Origin of the sequence: uncultured Lutibacter sp., assembly GCF_947493565.1 — a bacterium.
GTDB lineage: Bacteria > Bacteroidota > Bacteroidia > Flavobacteriales > Flavobacteriaceae > Lutibacter > Lutibacter aestuarii.
In genome coordinates this window covers 226,436-246,857 of record NZ_CANLRG010000004.1, presented here as the reverse complement: position 1 = coordinate 246,857, position 20,422 = coordinate 226,436, and the positions used below count along the sequence as shown (strand labels likewise).

The window sequence follows — 20,422 nt, the reverse complement described above, 5'->3', positions numbered from 1 at the left end:
TGTCATAAATAAAAGTAATATAAGTAGAATTGCTTTGGTTATTTTTTTGATTACTTTTGTATTTATATTTAAAGAAATATTAATAAAAAAGATATAACATGGCATTAGAAGTAACAGATGCAACTTTTAACGAAGTAGTATTACAATCAGACAAACCAGTAATGGTTGATTTTTGGGCAGCTTGGTGCGGTCCTTGTAGAATGGTTGCTCCAATTATGGATCAATTAACAACAGAATATGAAGGAAAAGCAACAATTGCAAAAGTTGATGTGGATGCAAATCAAGAATTTGCAGCCAAATATGGGGTTAGAAACATCCCAACCGTATTAGTTTTTAAAGGGGGTGAAGTTGTTGAAAAACAAGTTGGTGTAGCTCCAAAAGCAACATATGCTCAAAAAATTGATGCTCATTTGTAAAATATAATGATTCTAATATTTTCTAAGGCTTAACAATTATGTTAAGCCTTTTTCTTTTTATATACTATATTTACAAATATTAATACATATGGCTACCAATTCAGTACAACAAATATCAGAACTTAACAATCTTGAACTATTAGCAAACCAAATAGTTGAAGGATTTATAACAGGGATGCATAAAAGTCCTTTTCACGGATTTTCAGTTGAATTTGCAGAGCATAGACTTTATAACAAAGGGGAAAGCACAAAGCATATTGATTGGAAGTTATATGCTAAAACAAAAAAATTATTTGTCAAAAGGTATGAAGAGGAAACCAATTTAAGGTGCCATATAATTATTGATAATTCAGCTTCTATGCATTATCCAATTATTAAAAATATATCTATAAATAATTTATCTAAAATAGGTTTTTCTGCAATAGCTTCAGCAGCATTATTAGAAATATTAAAGCGACAAAGAGATGCTATTGGGTTAAGTATTTATAGTGATAAAAGCGATTATTACGCTCCTGCAAAAGGGAGTGATAGACACCGAAGAATGTTGTTACATAAATTAGAAAATTTATTAGTGCAAGAATCGGATGCTGCAACAGATACTTACACGTTGCTTCACGAAATTTCTGAAAAAATACATAAACGTTCACTCATTTTTTTATTTACTGATATGTTTCAAGTTACTAAAAATGAGAATGAGCTTTTTGAAGCTTTACGTCATTTAAAATATAATAAACATGAAGTTGTATTGTTTCATACATTTGATGGGAAGTTAGAATATGATTTCGATTTTGAAAATTCACCTAAAAAATTTATTGATATTGAAACAGGAGATGAAATTAATTTATATGCTTCTACAGTTAAAGAAAATTACCAAAAAGAGATGGATAAATATTTTAATGAATTAAAGCTGAAATGTATGCAATATAAGATAGATTATGTTCCTGTAGATATTCATAAAGGATTTCATCAAGTATTAATATCGTATTTAATTAGTAGAAAAAGGTTTTTGTAATATTTTTTAAAAAAAAGCTTTGCTATTATCAAAAACACATTTATATTTGCATCCGCTAAGAGCAACGGTCTGGTAGTTCAGCTGGTTAGAATACCTGCCTGTCACGCAGGGGGTCGCGGGTTCGAGTCCCGTCCAGACCGCAAAAAAATCCTTGAAAACTCAAGGATTTTTTTATTTATAAAAGTTTACTACTTCTAAAAAGTCTTAATTGATAATTAATTTAAATTAAAAAAAATGAATGAAATTAAGCAAAATACTCATTTAGAGACTTCTGAAAAATTTGTTGGAGCTGTAGTAGCTCTTGAAAATGAAAAGGCTACAGTTGAACTGACAATTATTAAAGAAATGATTGTTGATAATTTTGGACTTGCCCATGGGAGTTTTATATTTGGTTTAGCTGACTATGCCGCAATGCTTTCAATAAATGAACCAACAGTAGTATTAGGAAAAGCAGAAATTAAATTCTTAAAGCCCGTAAAATTAGGTGATAAGTTAAAAGCCGAAGCTGCTATTATTAACAGAGTTAATGAAAAAAAAATACTTGTAAAATCAGTAGTTTATAGCAGATCAACCCTTGTTTTTGAAGGAGAATTTGTATGTTTTGTGTTGGAAAAGCATGTGCTAGATTATTAATTCAGAAACTAAAGTAAATATAAACTTGAACTTTTTTATAAAATTTTCTATTCTAAAATTTAGTTCATAAAATATATTGTTTATATTTGCATCCGCTAAGAGCAACGGTCTGGTAGTTCAGCTGGTTAGAATACCTGCCTGTCACGCAGGGGGTCGCGGGTTCGAGTCCCGTCCAGACCGCAAAAAAGCATCTCAATTGAGATGCTTTTTTTATTGCTTTATAAAAAAGCGTTCATTCATACAATTTTCACTCTCAAAAAGGGCTAAATAATTTTGTTGATTAAGAAATTTAGCTGCGGTAATTTTTTATAAACTCTTCTAATGGCATTGGAGTGAGATTCCTTGATTTGTAGTGTTCAAAATAGGTTTTGTATGTTTTTTTGGCAAACTCGCTAATAGATTTTGAAGAGCAACTTTCATTTAAATATATAGATTTCATAAAAAAGAGTTTGGTGTTGGTTTATTCTATTCAAAAATAGCTTCGTTTTTAACGAATGTTAAAATAACAAAATAAAATTGAAAAATCCAAAAAATATACCGTTTATTGATTAAAATCATCCATTTGTTTATAAAAATACGCTATTTGTTAATGAAAACTAACTATTTATTTAGAGTGAAGTTGGAGAGTTATTTTCTAATCATCATTTAAATTTTGAAGAGTCAACCTTAATTCAAATAATTTAAGATTGAATAATCATTAAAATAGGATATAAATAGTTATTTTCGCATAATAGCTTAAACCTATTTAAAATGAAAGGAATTATACTAGCAGGTGGCTCAGGAACAAGGCTGTATCCTATTACCAAAGGAACATCAAAGCAATTGTTGGCAGTATATGATAAACCTATGATTTATTATCCATTATCTGTTTTAATGCTGGCTGGAATAAAAGAAATTTTAATCATCTCAACACCTCAAGATTTACCCAACTTTAAAAAACTGTTGGGTAATGGCACTTCACTGGGATTAAAATTTTCTTATATAGAACAGCATTCACCTGATGGTTTGGCTCAAGCTTTTATTTTAGGTGAGGAGTTTATTGGGAATGATGATGTTTGTTTAATTTTAGGAGATAATATTTTTTATGGTGCTGGTATAGAAAAGCTACTTAGTAAGGCTGTAAAAAATGTTTCAGAAGAACAAAATGCTACTATTTTTGGATATTATGTTCACGAACCTCAACGATATGGAGTTGCGGAGTTTGACATAAATAAAAATGTGGTTAGTATTGAAGAAAAACCCAAAAACCCAAAAAGTAATTATGCTGTAGTAGGGTTGTACTTTTATCCTAATTCGGTAGTTAAAATTGCAAAAGAAATAAAACCAAGCGAAAGAGGTGAATTAGAAATTACTACTGTAAATCAAACATATTTGGAAAAAGGCAATTTAAAAATGAAATTAATGGGTAGAGGATATGCTTGGCTAGATACAGGAACACAAGATTCTTTATTAGAAGCTTCAAACTTTATTCAAACAATAGAAAAAAGGCAAGGCTTAAAAATTGCCTGTATTGAAGAAATAGCATTTGAAAATGGCTTTATCACCAAAGAACAATTAATAGCTTTAGCTAAAGAATATAAAAATAACGAATATGGGGAGTATTTACTTCGCGTAGCAAAATAATACACTATTGGAATTTAGTAGAACAGCCATACCAGATGTAGTTTTATGTAAACCTACTGTTTTTTATGATAAAAGAGGTTATTTTTTTGAAAGTTTTAAAAAAGAAGCTTTTGAAAATTTTTTAGGGTATCAGGTGAAATTTTGTCAAGATAATGAATCTAAATCAGTAAAAGGAGTTTTAAGAGGGTTGCATTATCAGTTACCACCATTTGCACAATCTAAATTGGTGAGGGTTATTTATGGAAAAGTATTGGATGTAGCAGTGGATATTAGAAAAAACTCTTCAACATTTGGTCACTATGTGGCCGTTGAATTGAGTGATGAAAATAAGCATCAATTATTTATTCCTAAAGGATTTGCTCATGGCTATAAAGTATTAAGTAACGAAGCTATTTTTAGTTATAAAGTTGACAATTATTACCACAAAAAATCTGAAGCAGGAATTTTATATAACGATTCTGATTTAAATATCAATTGGCAAGTTATTGACGATAATTTATGTATTTCAGATAAAGATAAAAATCAACCAGTATTTAAAGAGGCAAAAGTATTTGAAACAATTTATTAATTTGATGGAAACTATTCTGGTAACAGGTTCGGGAGGTCAATTAGGGTTGTCTTTGGTAAATTTAGAGAAAGAGGAGTATCCTCAATTCAAGTTTTTATTTACCAATAAGCATACACTAAATATTTTAGATTTTGAAGAGCTTGAAAAATATATTGTTAAAAATAAGGTTACTTTAATAATTAATTGTGCAGCTTATACAAATGTTGATAAAGCGGAAGATGAAGAAGAGCTTGCTTACAAAATTAATTGCTTAGCAGTTCAAAATATTGGTCAACTAACCAAAAAACATCAATTAAAATTAATTCATATTTCTACCGATTATGTTTTTGATGGAACTTCCGAATTTCCGTACAAAGAGATAGCCATAACCAATCCCCAAAATAAATATGGACATAGTAAATTAGAAGGAGAAAAAGAGCTTTTAAAAATAAACCCGCCAAATACCTTAATTATAAGAACGTCTTGGTTATACGCTCCACATGGAAAAAACTTTGTAAAAACAATTTTAAAGTTATGCGAAGAGAAGGATGGTATTTCGGTAGTGAATGACCAAATAGGATCTCCAACATATGCAGTAGATTTAGCTTCTGCCATTTTAAAAATAATACCATTTTTACAAACGGAAGGGGTACAAATATTTCACTATGCAAACAGTGGAAAGTGTAGTTGGTATCAATTTGCAAAAGAAATAATTAAAATTTCTAATCGTACTTGTAAAATTGAACCTACAACATCTCAACAATTTAAAACCAAAGCTAAAAGACCAAAATTTAGCTTGTTGAATACTGAAAAAATACAGCAAACGTTTGATATAAAAATCCCTTATTGGGAAACATCTTTAAAAAAGTGTATTAACTTAATCAATTAAAAAATGAAGTCAATATTAATTACAGGAGGAGCAGGATTTATAGGTTCAAATTTAGTGGAATATTTTGTTGAAAAATATCCTGATTTTAGAATTGTTGTACTTGATTTGTTAACCTATGCTGGTGATGAAGCTAATTTAAATACGGTAAAAAATGCTAAAAATTTTACATTTATTAAAGGAGATATTTGTGACAGAGGTTTAATAGAGCGTATTTTTCAGCATCATATAATAACCAATGTAATTCATTTAGCCGCAGAATCACATGTTGATAATTCTATTGCTCATCCTGATATATTTGTAAAAACTAATGTATTAGGTACATTTACCCTAATTGACGTTGCTTATAAATATTGGATGGAAAAACCGTTTGTAATTAAAAAAGGATACGAAAATAGTCGTTTTTTACATGTTTCTACCGACGAGGTTTATGGTAGTTTAGGAGAAACCGGATTGTTTACTGAACAAACAGCATACGCACCAAATTCACCATATAGCGCATCCAAAGCAAGTAGCGATTTAATAGTTAGAAGTTACCATCATACTTATGGAATGAATACTGTAATAACAAATTGTTCAAATAATTACGGGCCTAAACAAAATAATGAGAAATTAATTCCAACAGTTGTAAAAAAAGCGCTACAAGGTAACGATATCCCAATTTATGGCGATGGAAAAAATATTAGAGATTGGTTATATGTATTAGATCATTGTAAGGGAATTGAATTGGCATTTTATAAAGGAAAAAGTGGAGAGGTATACAACATTGGAGGTGAAAATGAGCGAACCAATAATTATATAGCTCATAAAATTTGCGAATTATTAGATGAATTAGTGCCTTTACCAAATAAAAGCTATAAAGATCAAATTACCTATGTTGAAGATAGAGCTGGCCACGATTTCAGATACGCCATTGATGCTTCTAAAATTAAAAATGAATTAGGTTGGAAAGCTGATGAAAATTTTGAAACAGGTATTTTAAAAACAGTAAAATGGTATATTGAAAAATATAAAAATCAATAGTAATAAATGAAAGAAACTATTAAAATTGCTGTTATAGGTTTAGGGTATGTTGGGTTACCATTAGCTCGTTTATTTGCTACAAAATATTCGGTAATAGGTTATGATATTAATCAAAAAAGAGTAACTGAATTAAAAAAAGGGTTAGATGTTACATTAGAGGTTAATTCTAAAACTTTAAGTGAAGTTTTGGTTGATGTTTCTTCCACTAATAAAGGACTTTATTGTACAAACAACATCAGTGATTTAACCAATTGTAATTATTATATTGTTACCGTTCCAACACCTGTGGATAAAAATAATAAACCAAATTTAATTCCATTAATAAAATCTAGTGAAACGGTTGGTAGTGTCTTAAAAAAAGGCGATGTTGTAATTTATGAGTCTACAGTTTATCCAGGCGCAACAGAAGAGGTATGTGTGCCAATTTTAGAGAGGGCTTCAGAGTTAACTTTTAATAAAGACTTTTTTGTTGGATATTCTCCTGAACGTATCAATCCAGGAGACAAAGAACACACAGTCGATAAAATTTTAAAAGTAACTTCAGGTTCAACCAAAAAAATTGGTGAAAAGGTAAATAACCTTTACGCTTCAGTAATTTCAGCTGGAACTCATTTAGCCCCTTCTATTAAGGTGGCAGAAGCGGCAAAAGTTATTGAAAACTCTCAAAGAGATATTAATATTGCTTTTGTAAATGAATTAGCAAAAATATTTAACCTATTAAATATAGATACTCAAGCAGTTTTAGAAGCTGCATCAACAAAGTGGAACTTTTTAAAGTTTCAACCAGGTTTAGTTGGTGGACATTGTATTGGTGTTGATCCTTATTATCTAGCTCAAAAAGCACAAGAAGTAGGTTATCATCCTGAAATTATATTGGCTGGAAGAAGAATGAATGATAGTATGGGACAGTATGTAGCTTCAGAAGTAATTAAACTGTTTGTTAAAAATGATATTGAAATTAAAAATGCGCAAATATTAGTTTTAGGAATTACTTTTAAAGAAAACTGTCCTGATGTTAGAAATACAAAAGTTGTTGATGTTGTTAAACAGTTGGAAGATTTTGGAACCAACGTAACGGTGTTTGACCCTTGGGCTAATCCAAATGAAGTACAACAAGAATATCAAATAAAAACTGTTCAAAAAATACCTAAAAAAACTTACGACGGTATTGTTTTGGCAGTGGCACATCAAGAGTTTTTACAAATAAATTTCGATTCCTACCTTAGCAAAAATGGAGTAATTTATGATGTAAAAGGAGTGTTACCTTGTAAAGTAAATGGAAAACTTTAATTTAAATGAAAAAAATGAAAAATTTTGCATTAATAGGCGCTAGTGGATATATAGCTCCAAGGCATATGAAAGCTATCAAACAAACGGATAATAACTTAATTGCTGCATTAGATAAATTTGACAGTGTTGGAATTATGGATAGTTATTTTCCAAATGCAGACTTTTTTACTGAATTTGAACGTTTTGATCGTCATATTTCCAAATTAATATATGAGCAACAAACAACGTTGGATTATGTAAGTATTTGTACACCAAATTATTTACATGACGCACATATTCGTTTTGCTTTAAGACAGGGAGCAGACGCTATTTGTGAAAAACCATTGGTTTTAAACCCATGGAACATTGATGCTTTAGCTAAAATTGAAAAAGAAACCAATAAAAAAATATACAATATATTACAGCTACGAGTTCATCCTAGTATTATAGCGTTAAAAAATAAAATTGATAATGGTCCAAAAGATAAAGTGTATAATATTGATTTAACCTATCTTACATCGCGTGGGCATTGGTATTATACCTCTTGGAAAGGTGATGTTTCAAAATCTGGAGGAATAGCTACGAACATTGGAGTGCATTTTTTTGATATGCTTTCTTGGATTTTTGGTGATGTAAAACAAAATGTTGTACATGTAAATACTCATGACCGATCTGCAGGATATTTAGAGTTTGAAAAAGCTAGAGTTCGTTGGTTTTTATCTATAAACTATGATGTGCTTCCTGATGAAATTAAAGCCAAAGGACAAAGAACATTTAGATCAATTACTGTAGAAGATGAAGAACTAGAATTTAGTGGAGGTTTTACAGATTTGCACACCATTTCTTATGAAGAAATTTTAAAAGGAAATGGATATGGTATAGAAGCGCCAAGGCAAGCCATTGAGATTGTTCATAATGTACGCCATGCCACTCCAATTGGAGCAAAAGGAGAGTACCACCCATTTGTGTTAAAACCTTTGGTAAAACATCCTTTTGATAGAGGTGTTATGTAAGTGCTGAGAGTTTTAAAATAATATACATATTTAAAGTGTTTTTAAAGCGAATTTTTGATGTTGTTTTAGCAATTGTTAGTCTAACTATAGGATGGCCATTTATAATTATCATATGGCTTATGGCAGGTGTTGATACAAATTCAAATGGAATTTTTATTCAAAATCGTGTGGGACAATTTGGTAAACAATTTAAAATTTTCAAATTTAGAACTTTGCATTTAAATACTAACAAAATATCAAAAGTTGGGGCATTTTTCAGAAAATATAAATTGGATGAAACACCACAATTAATTAATATTTTGATAGGAAATATGAGTTTTGTAGGGCCAAGACCAGATTTACCAGGTTATTATGATGCTTTGAAAGGAGAGAATATTAAAATATTACAGTTGAAGCCTGGTTTAATAAGTGAAGCAGCCTTAAAATATGCAAATGAAGAAGATTTGTTAGCTAAACAAACAAATCCTTTAAAATATAATGATGAGGTTTTATTCCCAGAAAAAGTACATTTAAATTTAAATTATTACTACAACCAATCTTTTTGGGGAGATATAAAATTAATATGCAAGAGTATAAAAGTACTCTTAAATCCTCATTTATAATTTTTTTAATTTATTAGAAAACAATAAACCATAAAAAAACTGTAGTTTTAATTGTGGAATCTAACTTAGCAAATAAAGAAAAAAAAATATGGCTTTCATCTCCTCATTTAGGGCAGAATGAACAAACGTATGTACAAGAAGCTCTTGATAGTAATTGGGTAGCCCCTTTAGGCTCAAATATAACTGATTTTGAACAAGGGCTTCAAAATTATATTAAAGAAAATAAATATGTTGTAGCTCTAAATTCTGGAACAGCAGCAATACATTTAGCTTTAATTATGGCTGGTGTTGGTGTTGGAGATGAGGTTTTGTGCCAAAGTTTTACGTTTTCAGCTTCAGCAAATCCAATTGTTTATTTAGGTGCTAAACCAGTTTTTGTGGATAGTGAAAAAGATACTTGGAATATGTGCCCAATGTTATTGGAAGAGGCAATAAAAGAAAGGATTTTAAAAGGTGTTAAACCAAAAGCAATTATTGCAGTACATTTATACGGGATGCCATACAAAGCACAACAAATTTCAATAATTGGTAAAAAATATAACATACCAATTGTTGAAGATAGTGCAGAAGCTTTGGGAAGTAAAGTAGATGAGAAATACTGTGGAACTTTTGGTTTGTATGGTGTTTTTTCTTTTAATGGTAATAAAATTATAACAACTTCTGGCGGGGGGACATTAATTGTGAATTCTGAAAAAGAAAAAGAGAAAGCAATTTATTTAGCAACACAAGCTAAAGATCAAGCACCTCATTTTCAACATTCTCAAATAGGATATAATTATAGGATGAGCAATGTATTAGCTGGAATAGGAAAAGGACAGCTAGAGGTTTTAGAAGATAGGGTTAAGACGAGAAGAAGAATTTTTGATAGGTATTTTGAAGAGTTGAAAAATTTAGATTTTAAGTTTTTGGAAGAGCCAAAAGGGTTTAAATCTAATAGATGGTTAACCACTATTCAAACACCATCTTTTCAAACAAGAGAAAAAATTAGAAAAGCTTTAGAAATTAAAAATATTGAATCTAGACCTTTGTGGAAACCTATGCATTTACAACCTGTTTTTAAAAACTGCAAAGCTTATATTAGTGGAGTTTCAGAAAATTTATTTGAAAAAGGATTATGTTTACCTAGTAGTTCAAATTTAACAGAGAAAGATTTGGGTAGAATAATTGAGGTGCTTAAAAAGTTCTAAGAATGCTAAAAAAAATAATTAATAATAATACCCTCCGTTATTTAGTATTGTTGTTTGATATCAACATTCTTGTTATCACTTTTATTTTAACTGTTTTAATTGCATCCAATTTTAAATTTAACATGCCAGCTACTACGCTGGTATTTTATGTTATATGGTACTTAATTATTGCTTGTATTAGTTTTTTATTTGTAGGGTCTTATAAAGGGATAGTTAGACAATCAGATTTTAAAAATTTGATACGCATCACTAAATCCAATTTATTAATCATGTTGGTTGTTATTGGACTGATGTTTGTAAGTCCAAAATTATCAATTGTTAGTTTTTCGGATCTTTCTTTTTCAGTTGTTTTTATTCATTTTATTTTGAGCCAATTGTTCTTTATAATAAGTAGATTTTTGTATAAAGAATTGTATTATTTGATAATTTCAGATGTAAAATACGAGAAAAGAGTTCTTATTTATGGTACTGGAGAGTTGGGTAAAATAACATATAAGGTGTTAACAGAAGAAACTATTTACAAATTAAATGTAATTGGTTTTATTGAAAATAATATCAAGAAAGTTAATAATGAATTGTATGGTTTAAGAATTTTTAATTTTAAAGAGGTTGATAATGAGTTTGTTTTTACAAAAAAAATTGATGAAATTATAATTGCTTGTCAACTAATAAAACCTAATCAATTACTTCAAATTGTAAATACATTATCAAAGTTACCAGTAAAAATAAAAATTGTTCCTACTACCAAAAACTGGATTGCAAATACATTAAAAACTCAACAAATTACACCTTTAAAGATTGAAGATTTGTTAGGAAGAACCTCAATTCAATTGAACAACCCAAATTTAAAAACAGAATTTAATGGAAAAGTTATTGTTATAACAGGTGCTGCAGGATCTATAGGATGTGAAATTGCTAAACAAATTGCAAATTATAATTTTAAAAACCTTGTGTTAATTGATAGTGCAGAATCTAGTCTTTATAATCTTCAACAATATTTTATACATAAAAAAAATAAAAATATTACAGCTATAGTAGCGGATATTAGAAATAGCAAACGAATGGAGGAAGTGTTTAAAAAAATTAAACCTCAAATTGTTTTTCATGCAGCAGCCTACAAACATGTTCCTTTTATGGAAGAAAATCCTTATGAAGCTGTTAGCACCAATGTTTTAGGAACTAAAATTATTGCAGATATTTCATTAAAATATAAAGTAAATAAGGTTGTATTGGTATCAACCGATAAAGCGGTAAATCCAACTAGTATTATGGGGGCAACCAAAAGAGTTGCAGAAATGTACATAAATAGTTTGCAACAAGAAGGGAATACAAAATTTATAACCACTCGTTTTGGAAATGTATTAGGTTCTAACGGATCCGTTATTCATTTGTTTAAATCTCAAATAAAAAATGGAGGCCCCATAACTGTAACCCATAAAGATGTCACAAGGTTTTTTATGACAGTTTCTGAGGCTTGTCAGTTAGTTATTGAAGCTGGAGTTATGGGAAATGGAGGCGAAATATTTGTGTTTGATATGGGGAATTCTATTAAAATTTACGATTTAGCACTAAATATGATACATTTATCAGGCTTAAAATTTCCTGATGATATTGATATAAAAATTACAGGTTTAAGGGCTGGTGAAAAAATTTATGAAGAAGTTTTAAGAACTGATGAAACCACAACAGTTACACACCATAAAAAAATACTCATAGCCAAAGTTAAAAAGTTTAATGCAAATGAAATAATTTGCAATATAAATGAACTATGTAAATTAAATGAACAATTGGATGATAAAAATACGGTGATTAAAATGAAAGAAATTGTTCCAGAATTTAAATCCAACAACTCTGCGTATGAAAAACTGGATTTTTAAATCAACAACCTACAATTAATTCTTTTAAAATTATTGAAACAAAACATTGTTTTTTAAAATTGGACGAACCATTTTAACAGCTTTCACATTATTTATTTTTTCTAAATAATTTAAATGCCTATTATTGTGAGTATCGGTGCCAACAAAATCTATAAAACCTTGTTTTAAAAGTTTAAAAGCTGTTTTTTGAATAGACTCTCCGTAGTATTTTGATAGTGATAATAAATTTAATTGGAATAAACACCCAGCTTCTTTAAGTTTGGAATATTCTTCAAAATTATGATGGAAATAGGAGTATCTTTCAGGGTGGGCTAATATAGGCTTATATCCTGCAATTCGAATGTTAAATAGTTGTTCGTATAAATTTAGAGGCGGATTAAAATACGATAACTCAATTAAAATAAAATGATCTTTAAGTGTCAATAAATCTTTAGTTTTTAAGAGTTTGTCAAAGTTCTCATCTAACATATATTCAGCAGCGGCTTTAATTGAAATATCTTTAAGCCCTTGTAAATTTAATTCATTTTGTAATTCTGCTAATTTGGTTAAAATACTCTCCTTTGAATTTTCCCAAACACCACCCATAATATGAGGTGTACATATAAAATTCTTAATACCGTAATTGTGCATTCTTTTAATAAGTGAAATAGCTTCATTTAAACTCTTTGTTCCATCATCAATATTGGATAATAAATGACAATGGATATCCACAAACTCTTTGGGGAATAAATGAATAATAGGTGTTTTCTTTTTAAATAATGATAGCATATAAAACGGTAATAGATGATAGCGTAAAATTAAATGAACTTTTGTTTTTACTGGCTATTTAAATATAAATATTTAAAACTTTATTTGAGTAACTAAATTTTAATATAAATAGTATTTTTTAGAAAAAATTTATCTATTTAATATAGTAAAAGCTACTTAAAGTAATGATTAATTATAAAAATATACAAATAATTAATCTTTAAAAGAAGTATCAAATTAGATTTCTCTTAGTTTTTAAAAGTTATATTGTGAAATGTTTAATGAAATTTTATTTTTTTGTTAAAATAATAAGAATTGTATTTTTTTTTAAAAATAAATTGCTCTTTTAAAATTAATGTATAGATTTGCCAAATAAATTATGACAATGAAAACAAATAATACTTGGAACCGTTTCTATTTTTACTTTTATTTTATCAATAAAGGTTGAGACTTCGTATGTATTATTTAAAAAAATAAATTAAAAAGTCTCGATATAAATCGGGACTTTTTTTTTGATAAAAAATAACAATGAAAGTAGCAATACAAGGAATTAAAGGATCGTTTCATCACATAGTTGCTGAAGCCTATTTTGGTAAAAATATCGATTTAATTGAATGTTTATCATTTAGTGAATTACCAAATTTACTTTATACTAATAAAGCAGAAGTTGTAATTATGGCAATAGAAAATACCATAGCTGGAGCCATTTTACCCAATTACGCTTTAATTGATGAACATCAATTAAATATTTGTGGAGAATTTCATTTGCCAATACAACACAATTTAATGGTGTTAAACGGTCAAAAAATTGAAGATATTAAAGAAGTTTATTCACACCCAATGGCTTTATTACAATGTCATAAATTTTTTAAAGACTACCCTCATATTAAATTAATTGAAGATAAAGATACGGCTTCAGTGGCCAAACGAATTAGAGATAATAATTTAAAAGGGATAGGAGCCATAGCAAGCGAATTAGCAGCAGAAACGTATGATTTAACAATTTTAGCCTCAGCAATTCAAACGATTAAAGAGAATGCGACCAGGTTTTTTATTTTAACAAACTCTGAAGCTAAAAATTTGGTTTCAGCTAATAAAGCATCTATTAAATTTATTACAAGTGATGACACAGGTAGTTTGGCACAAATATTAACTATTTTGGCAAAACACCATTTAAATTTATCTAAAATACAGTCTATGCCAGTTATTGAAACACCTTGGAAGTACGCATTTTTTGCCGATTTTATTTTTAATAGTTATGCGGATTATTACAATGCCATGAATGAAATTAAAGATAAAGTTGAAATGTTAAAAGTATTAGGTGAATACACTAAAAGTAAAAGATAATGATTCAAAAAGCGGATAGATTAAATGAGGTAAAAGAGTATTATTTTTCTAAAAAGCTTAGAGAAGTAGCCGCATTAAAAAATGAGGGGAGACCAATAATAAATATTGCTATTGGAAGTCCAGATTTAGCCCCTCCTTTAAATGTAATTGAAGCAGTAAATAATGCAATTCAAATACCCAATGTACACCAATATCAAAGTTATCAAGGTATTCCTGAATTACGAGAGGGTATTGGTAAATTTTATAAAGATTATTATCAAGTTGATTTAAACCCTAATAATGAAATATTGCCTTTAATGGGTTCTAAAGAAGGGATTATGCATATTTCAATGGCTTTTTTAAACAAAGGAGATCAAGTGTTAATTCCTAATCCAGGATATCCAACATATGCTTCTGTGACTAAATTAGTTCAAGCAGAACCTATATTGTACAACTTAAAGGAGGCTACAAATTGGTTGCCTAATTTAGAAGAAATAGAAAATCAAGATCTTTCTAAAGTAAAAATGATGTGGATAAATTATCCACATATGCCAACGGGAGCAGAAGCTACAAAAGAGCATTTTAAAAAATTAATAGATTTTGCAAAAAAATATAATATTTTAATTGTAAATGATAACCCCTATAGCTTTATTTTAAATGATTCTCCTACAAGTCTTTTAGCCGTTGAAGGAGCGAAAGAGGTTGCTGTTGAATTAAATTCATTAAGTAAATCATTTAATATGGCTGGTTGGCGTGTAGGTATGGTTGTTGGGAATTCAAAAATTTTAAAAACAATTCTACAGGTGAAAAGCAATATGGATTCAGGAATGTTTTTGGGAATCCAAAAAGGTGCAGTAGAAGCTTTAAACTTAACAAAAGATTGGTTTGAAAAACAAAATAAAATTTATAAAAAAAGACAAGCTTTGGTTTGGAAAATATTTGATGCCTTAGATTGTTCTTATAATAAAAACATTGGAGGTTTATTTGTGTGGGCAAAATTACCTAAGGGAGAATCTGCTGAACAATTTACAGATACCTTATTATATGAAAAAGATGTATTTATTACTCCAGGAACTGTTTTTGGCTCAAATGGAGAAGGGTATATAAGAGCATCTTTGTGTGTGTCAGAAGAGGTTTTTAAAGAAGTTTTAGAAAGAGTTACAACGGTTAAAAGTAAATTGTAATGGAAAAATTAGTAATAATAGGTTTGGGCTTAATAGGAGGTTCTTTAGCATTAGACTTAAAGCAGCGAATGGGGTTTAAAGTTTATGGGATAGATCAAAATCCTGATCATATTCAAAAAGCCTTAGAATTGGGTATTACTGACGCTGAAATGAACCCTTCAGAGCTTTCTCAAGCATCGGTAGTAATAATTGCGGTACCTGTAAATGTAATACCACATGTACTAAAAAAGGTGTTAGATACAATTGCAACTAACACGCTGGTTTTTGATGTAGGTTCTGTAAAGAATGAAATTTGCAAGTCTATAGAAAATCATCCAAAACGAAAGAATTTTGTTGCAGCTCACCCTTTAGCTGGTACCGAGTTCTCTGGCCCTGAAGCAGCAATTTTAAATCTATTTGATGAAAAAGTAAATATTATTTGTGAAGCAGATAAAACAGATTGGAAAATTTTAGATAAAGCCATTAGTTTATTTAAAAAATTAAATATGCGCATAAAAATGATGAACCCAATTGAACATGATAGGCACATAGCTTATGTATCTCATCTTTCACATGTAAGTTCATTTATGCTTGGTAAAACAGTGCTTGAAATTGAAAAAAACGAGCAAGCAATTTTTGATATGGCAAGTACAGGTTTTGCATCGACAGTGCGTTTGGCTAAAAGTTCGGCGACTACCTGGACTCCAATATTTTTAGAAAATAAAGAAAATGTTATTCGCTCATTAGATGAATACATAAAAAATTTAATTGAATTTAAAGAAATGATTGTCAATAATGATAGTGATGCTTTAAATAAAACAATGAAAGAAACCAATTATATAAAATCAATTTTAAACGGAATAAAACAACCTAACTAATTAAGAAATTAAACATCATGGAAATAAAAAAAGAAAATAGAAGGTGGTTAGACGCTATGAACCTAGCGCATCCAATTGTAATAGCTGGGCCTTGTAGTGCTGAAACTGAAGAACAAGTACTAAAAACAGCTCATTTATTAAAAGATACTGATACAAATGTATTTAGAGCAGGAATATGGAAACCTAGAACTCGTCCAGGTGGTTTTGAAGGTGTAGGAGAAAAGGGATTGCCTTGGCTTCAAAAGGTAAAAGAAGAAACAGGAATGTTGGTAACTACTGAAGTAGGAAATACTGACCATGTTGAAAAGGCGCTAAAACATGATATAGATATTTTATGGATTGGAGCTAGAACCACGGTAAACCCTTTTGCAGTTCAAGAAATAGCTGATTCATTAAAAGGAGTTGATAAACCAGTTCTAGTTAAAAATCCTGTGAACCCAGACCTTCCACTATGGCTTGGAGGTGTTGAACGTTTACAGTCTGCTGGAATTTCTCAATTAGGAGTTATTCATAGAGGTTTTTCAGCATACAACACAATGCATTACAGAAATAAACCAAAATGGCATATAGCTATTGAATTGAAAAAAGAATTTCCAGACTTGCCATTAATTTTAGACCCTTCTCATATTTGTGGTAGAAGAGATACTATTTTAGATGTTTCTCAAACGGCATTAGATTTAAATTATGATGGATTTATGATTGAAACTCATATTGATCCTGATAATGCTTGGAGTGATGCAAAACAACAAATTACACCAGCACAATTAAATCAAATTACCCAAGATTTAAGAATTCGACAAAAGAATAGTACTGCAGAAGAATTCCAAAGAAAATTGAACATGCATCGTAAAGAATTAGACTTAATTGATAGCAATATTATTGATATTTTAAGTGATAGAATGGGGATTGCAAAGGCTATTGGAAAGCTAAAACATGATGAAAATGTAGCCATTTTACAAAGTGGACGATGGGCTGATATTTTAAATAAAATGGTTGAAGATGGTCAGTCTAAAGGTTTAAGTAAAGAATTTATTGAAGAAATTTTTAAAGCAATCCATGTGGAGTCTATAAATATTCAGCACAATGTAAAATAAATGTATCATAAAAAAAGGGAAGCATTAGCTTCCCTTTTTTATTACTCTTTAATTCTTTTAAAAATATAGCGCGTAATATAAATACCTTGTCCATCACCTTTTCCACCATCACTTTCAACGCCACTTACAACAAAAGCCAATTCCCAACCATTGTTAACCATAGTGTTAATTTTAGAACTAATTATAGCATCGTTGGAAGCAATATTTTTAAAGTTGATACCAGCAACACTAAAAAAGTTTAATAATTTAGTTTCTTCAAAATTGTCAATTTTAGCTTTTGAACGTTTAGCTTTGTTTTGTTTATTGTTTTCAGTTGTTCTTTCAGATGTTAAATCTTGGTAGTTCTGCTCTTCTTCAGAAGAAATAATTCTAGATCTACCTAAACCCATTGGAACAATAGACTCCACACTAGTAATTACTTTATACTCTAAATTTTGAGCTTTTAAATCAATAAAAGATACCAATAGCAAAAATGTTGCAAGTAAAATTTTTTTCATATGTATTAAATTATTTTTTAAAACTTCAAATGTATTAACTATAAATATGAATACGAAAAAAATAATTTAGATACATACAAAATATTCTGTTATTTTTGTGAAGCTTATGAAACCAGTAGAAATAATCAAACAGCCAATACTTAAAGAAATGGAACTTTTTGAAAGCAAGTTCAAAGAGTCCATGGCTACAAAAGTTCCATTATTAAATAGAATCACACAGTACATAGTTCGCAGAAAGGGAAAACAAATGAGGCCGATGTTTGTTTTTTTGGTTGCAAAAATGGTTTCAGGAGGTAAATTTGAAGAAAGAACCTATAGAGGAGCCTCTATTATTGAGTTAATACACACGGCAACTTTAGTTCACGATGATATTGTTGATGATAGTAATAGAAGAAGAGGTTTTTTCTCTATAAATGCGTTGTGGAAAAATAAAATAGCGGTATTGGTTGGTGATTTTTTATTATCCAAAGGGTTGTTACTTTCTATAGATAATGAAGATTTTGATATATTAAAGCTGATTTCTGTTGCAGTTCGTGAAATGAGTGAAGGAGAGCTGCTTCAAATTGAAAAAGCACGAAGATTAGATATTACAGAGGAGGTATATTTTGAAATTATTCGTCAGAAAACAGCAACATTAATAGCGGCTTGTTGTGGTATTGGAGCAGCTTCTGTTGGAAGTTCTAGTGAAGAAATTGAAAAAATGCGTTTGTTCGGAGAGTTAATAGGAATTGCTTTTCAAATTAAAGATGACTTGTTTGATTATACAGATGCTAAAATTGGAAAACCAACAGGGATAGATATTAAAGAACAGAAAATGACATTACCACTTATTTATGCTTTAAATAATTGTACAGAAACAGAGCGTAAATGGTTAATAAACTCTGTAAAAAAATACAATAAAAATAAAAAGAGAGTTAAAGAAGTTATAACATTTGTGAAAGAAAAAGGAGGTATTGAATATACTACTTCCAAAATGAAAGATTATCAAAATAGAGCCTTGACTATTTTGAATTCTTATCCTGATTCTCCTTACAAAGATTCTTTATTAACGATGGTTAGTTATGTAATTGAACGTAAGATTTAGCGGATTTAGGTTAGGCTTAAAAGTTCTTCTAAATGTTTTCTAGAATTAGAAAGTCGTGGAATTTTATGTTGCCCACCAAGTTTTCCTTTTTGTTTTAACCAATCATAAAATAAGCCCTCTCTTGCAATATTTATTTTGGGCATGGCTAGTGTCATATTATTATAACGTTTAGCCTCATAATCTGAGTTGATCGATTTTAGAGCATTGTCCAATAGTTCTTTAAAATAATTAATACATTCAGGATGTTTTCTAAATTCAATTAACCACTCATGTCCACCACTATCTTTTTCCTTCATAAAAACTGGAGCAACCGTATATTCTGAAACTTCAGCACCTGTTTTTAAACATGCTTGTTTTAATGCGCTTTCAACATTTTCAATAATTAATTCTTCACCAAAAACATTGATAAAGTGTTTAGTTCTCCCAGTAATTCGAATTCTATACGGGTTTAGTGAAGTAAATTTAACAGTGTCACCAATTAAATAACGCCATAAACCACCGTTGGTTGTAATTACCATAGCGTAATTTTTATGGAGTTTTACTTTAGAAAGTGGAATGGCAATTGAATTTTCTCCATCAAACTTATCCATAGGGATAAACTCATAAAAAATGCCATAGTCTAACATTAAAAGTAAATCGTATGAGTTATTTACATCTTGAATTGCAAAAAAACCTTCTGAAGCGTTGTAGGTTTCATAATATTTAAAATCCTTTTTAGGAATTAATTTTTTAAATTGTTCACGGTATGGGTTAAAGTTAACGCCTCCATGAAAATATACTTCTAAATTAGGCCATACTTCTAAAATATTAGTTTTTCCTGTTCGCTCTAATACATTATTTAATAGTACTAACATCCAAGAAGGGACACCAACTAAACTGGTGATATCTTCATCTATAGTTTCATCAACGATGGCTTTCATTTTAGTTTCCCATTCAGCCATTAGTGCAGTTTCCTGCTTTGGAGCACTGCTAAAATCTGCCCAAAAAGGCATATTTTCAATAATAATTGCTGATAAATCTCCGAAGTAGGAATTATTATCTTCATAAACGGCACTGCTGCCGCCTAATCTTAATCCTTTTCCAGTAAAAAGTTCAGCTTCAGGGTTGTTATTGAAAAATAAACAAAGCATGTCTTTTCCAGCTTTAAAATGACAATCTTCTAAAGCTTCCTCGCTAACAGGTATAAATTTGCTTTTTGCGTTGGTAGTACCACTAGATTTTGCAAACCATTTTATAGGTGTAGGCCAAAAAATATTTTGTTCTCCTTTTCTAGCTCTTTCAATTAAAGGCTCAATGGTTTCATATTGCTGAATTGGTACTTTTTGAGCAAATTCATTATAATTATTAATAGTTGAAAACTCGTATTTTAATCCAACCTCAGTGTCTTTTGCTTTTTGGAGTAATTTAAATAACAATTCATCTTGAACATAGATGGGATATTTTAAAAATAATTCCATTTGATGTTTTCGTTTTTTTAAAAACCATGAAATTATTGAATTAACTATTGGAAAAGGCATCTTTTATTAAGTATATTTAGCGTGTTAA

At 29.4% G+C, this 20,422-nt stretch carries 20 protein-coding genes and 2 tRNA genes; 19 read left to right on the top strand and 3 right to left on the bottom strand.

Going from position 1 to position 20,422, the window contains the following annotated elements; all coding sequences use genetic code 11:
- Positions 1-98 precede the first annotated feature (98 nt).
- From trxA to Q0714_RS06630, 14 genes are all read left to right on the top strand, one after another.
- Complete coding sequence (trxA, locus tag Q0714_RS06695) at positions 99-416, top strand: thioredoxin (RefSeq protein WP_298263688.1); 318 nt, start codon at positions 99-101, stop codon at positions 414-416.
- A gap of 88 nt (positions 417-504) precedes the next feature.
- Positions 505-1,428 carry a DUF58 domain-containing protein gene (locus Q0714_RS06690; protein ID WP_298263687.1) on the top strand — a complete coding sequence of 308 codons (924 nt, stop codon included), beginning with the start codon at positions 505-507 and terminating at the stop codon, positions 1,426-1,428.
- A gap of 66 nt (positions 1,429-1,494) precedes the next feature.
- Positions 1,495-1,568: transfer RNA gene (locus Q0714_RS06685), tRNA-Asp, on the top strand.
- Between the two features lie 94 nt (positions 1,569-1,662).
- Positions 1,663-2,061, top strand: a complete 399-nt coding sequence (locus Q0714_RS06680) for a hotdog domain-containing protein (protein WP_298263685.1) — start codon at positions 1,663-1,665, stop codon at positions 2,059-2,061.
- Positions 2,062-2,167: 106 nt separating this feature from the next.
- Positions 2,168-2,241 (top strand) — tRNA-Asp (locus Q0714_RS06675).
- A gap of 570 nt (positions 2,242-2,811) precedes the next feature.
- A complete protein-coding gene (gene rfbA, locus Q0714_RS06670; protein ID WP_298263683.1) occupies positions 2,812-3,684 on the top strand; it encodes a glucose-1-phosphate thymidylyltransferase RfbA in 873 nt (290 codons plus the stop codon).
- Positions 3,685-3,691: 7 nt separating this feature from the next.
- The gene (rfbC, locus tag Q0714_RS06665) at positions 3,692-4,252 is read left to right on the top strand and encodes a dTDP-4-dehydrorhamnose 3,5-epimerase (RefSeq protein WP_298263682.1); all 561 of its coding nucleotides are present in this window, start codon (positions 3,692-3,694) and stop codon (positions 4,250-4,252) included.
- Positions 4,253-4,256: 4 nt separating this feature from the next.
- Positions 4,257-5,120 carry a dTDP-4-dehydrorhamnose reductase gene (rfbD, locus tag Q0714_RS06660; protein ID WP_298263680.1) on the top strand — a complete coding sequence of 288 codons (864 nt, stop codon included), beginning with the start codon at positions 4,257-4,259 and terminating at the stop codon, positions 5,118-5,120.
- A gap of 3 nt (positions 5,121-5,123) precedes the next feature.
- Complete coding sequence (rfbB, locus tag Q0714_RS06655) at positions 5,124-6,140, top strand: dTDP-glucose 4,6-dehydratase (protein ID WP_298263678.1); 1,017 nt, start codon at positions 5,124-5,126, stop codon at positions 6,138-6,140.
- Positions 6,141-6,146: 6 nt separating this feature from the next.
- Complete coding sequence (locus Q0714_RS06650) at positions 6,147-7,430, top strand: nucleotide sugar dehydrogenase (protein ID WP_298263676.1); 1,284 nt, start codon at positions 6,147-6,149, stop codon at positions 7,428-7,430.
- Positions 7,431-7,444: 14 nt separating this feature from the next.
- The gene (locus Q0714_RS06645; RefSeq protein WP_298263674.1) at positions 7,445-8,422 is read left to right on the top strand and encodes a Gfo/Idh/MocA family oxidoreductase; all 978 of its coding nucleotides are present in this window, start codon (positions 7,445-7,447) and stop codon (positions 8,420-8,422) included.
- 35 nt (positions 8,423-8,457) lie between these two features.
- Complete coding sequence (locus tag Q0714_RS06640; protein ID WP_298263672.1) at positions 8,458-9,024, top strand: sugar transferase; 567 nt, start codon at positions 8,458-8,460, stop codon at positions 9,022-9,024.
- Between the two features lie 53 nt (positions 9,025-9,077).
- A complete protein-coding gene (locus tag Q0714_RS06635) occupies positions 9,078-10,211 on the top strand; it encodes an aminotransferase class I/II-fold pyridoxal phosphate-dependent enzyme (protein ID WP_298263670.1) in 1,134 nt (377 codons plus the stop codon).
- A gap of 2 nt (positions 10,212-10,213) precedes the next feature.
- Complete coding sequence (locus tag Q0714_RS06630; RefSeq protein WP_298263668.1) at positions 10,214-12,088, top strand: nucleoside-diphosphate sugar epimerase/dehydratase; 1,875 nt, start codon at positions 10,214-10,216, stop codon at positions 12,086-12,088.
- 30 nt (positions 12,089-12,118) lie between these two features.
- On the opposite strand, the gene Q0714_RS06625 is transcribed toward Q0714_RS06630, so the two are convergent.
- A complete protein-coding gene (locus tag Q0714_RS06625; RefSeq protein ID WP_298263666.1) occupies positions 12,119-12,856 on the bottom strand; it encodes a CpsB/CapC family capsule biosynthesis tyrosine phosphatase in 738 nt (245 codons plus the stop codon).
- A 507-nt stretch (positions 12,857-13,363) separates the two neighbouring features.
- Between Q0714_RS06625 and Q0714_RS06620 the strand changes: the two genes are divergently transcribed.
- The 4 genes from Q0714_RS06620 to Q0714_RS06605 are packed head-to-tail and all read left to right on the top strand — an operon-like array spanning position 13,364 to position 17,296.
- The gene (locus Q0714_RS06620) at positions 13,364-14,182 is read left to right on the top strand and encodes a prephenate dehydratase (protein ID WP_367181324.1); all 819 of its coding nucleotides are present in this window, start codon (positions 13,364-13,366) and stop codon (positions 14,180-14,182) included.
- Positions 14,182-15,345: an aminotransferase class I/II-fold pyridoxal phosphate-dependent enzyme gene (locus tag Q0714_RS06615; RefSeq protein WP_298263665.1), complete on the top strand. Its 1,164-nt coding sequence runs from the start codon at positions 14,182-14,184 to the stop codon at positions 15,343-15,345. Before Q0714_RS06620 ends, Q0714_RS06615 begins: the two co-directional genes overlap by 1 nt.
- Positions 15,345-16,202: a prephenate dehydrogenase gene (locus Q0714_RS06610; RefSeq protein ID WP_298263663.1), complete on the top strand. Its 858-nt coding sequence runs from the start codon at positions 15,345-15,347 to the stop codon at positions 16,200-16,202. Before Q0714_RS06615 ends, Q0714_RS06610 begins: the two co-directional genes overlap by 1 nt.
- Positions 16,203-16,219: 17 nt before the next feature.
- Positions 16,220-17,296 carry a bifunctional 3-deoxy-7-phosphoheptulonate synthase/chorismate mutase type II gene (locus Q0714_RS06605; RefSeq protein WP_298263662.1) on the top strand — a complete coding sequence of 359 codons (1,077 nt, stop codon included), beginning with the start codon at positions 16,220-16,222 and terminating at the stop codon, positions 17,294-17,296.
- Between the two features lie 41 nt (positions 17,297-17,337).
- Here the strand turns inward: Q0714_RS06605 and Q0714_RS06600 are convergent, their stop codons facing one another.
- Positions 17,338-17,793 carry a hypothetical protein gene (locus Q0714_RS06600; protein ID WP_298263660.1) on the bottom strand — a complete coding sequence of 152 codons (456 nt, stop codon included), beginning with the start codon at positions 17,791-17,793 and terminating at the stop codon, positions 17,338-17,340.
- A 106-nt stretch (positions 17,794-17,899) separates the two neighbouring features.
- On the opposite strand from Q0714_RS06600, the gene Q0714_RS06595 reads away from it, so the two are divergent.
- Complete coding sequence (locus Q0714_RS06595; RefSeq protein WP_298263658.1) at positions 17,900-18,877, top strand: polyprenyl synthetase family protein; 978 nt, start codon at positions 17,900-17,902, stop codon at positions 18,875-18,877.
- Positions 18,878-18,882: 5 nt separating this feature from the next.
- Here the strand turns inward: Q0714_RS06595 and Q0714_RS06590 are convergent, their stop codons facing one another.
- Complete coding sequence (locus tag Q0714_RS06590; RefSeq protein WP_298263656.1) at positions 18,883-20,394, bottom strand: GH3 auxin-responsive promoter family protein; 1,512 nt, start codon at positions 20,392-20,394, stop codon at positions 18,883-18,885.
- Positions 20,395-20,422 lie beyond the last annotated feature (28 nt).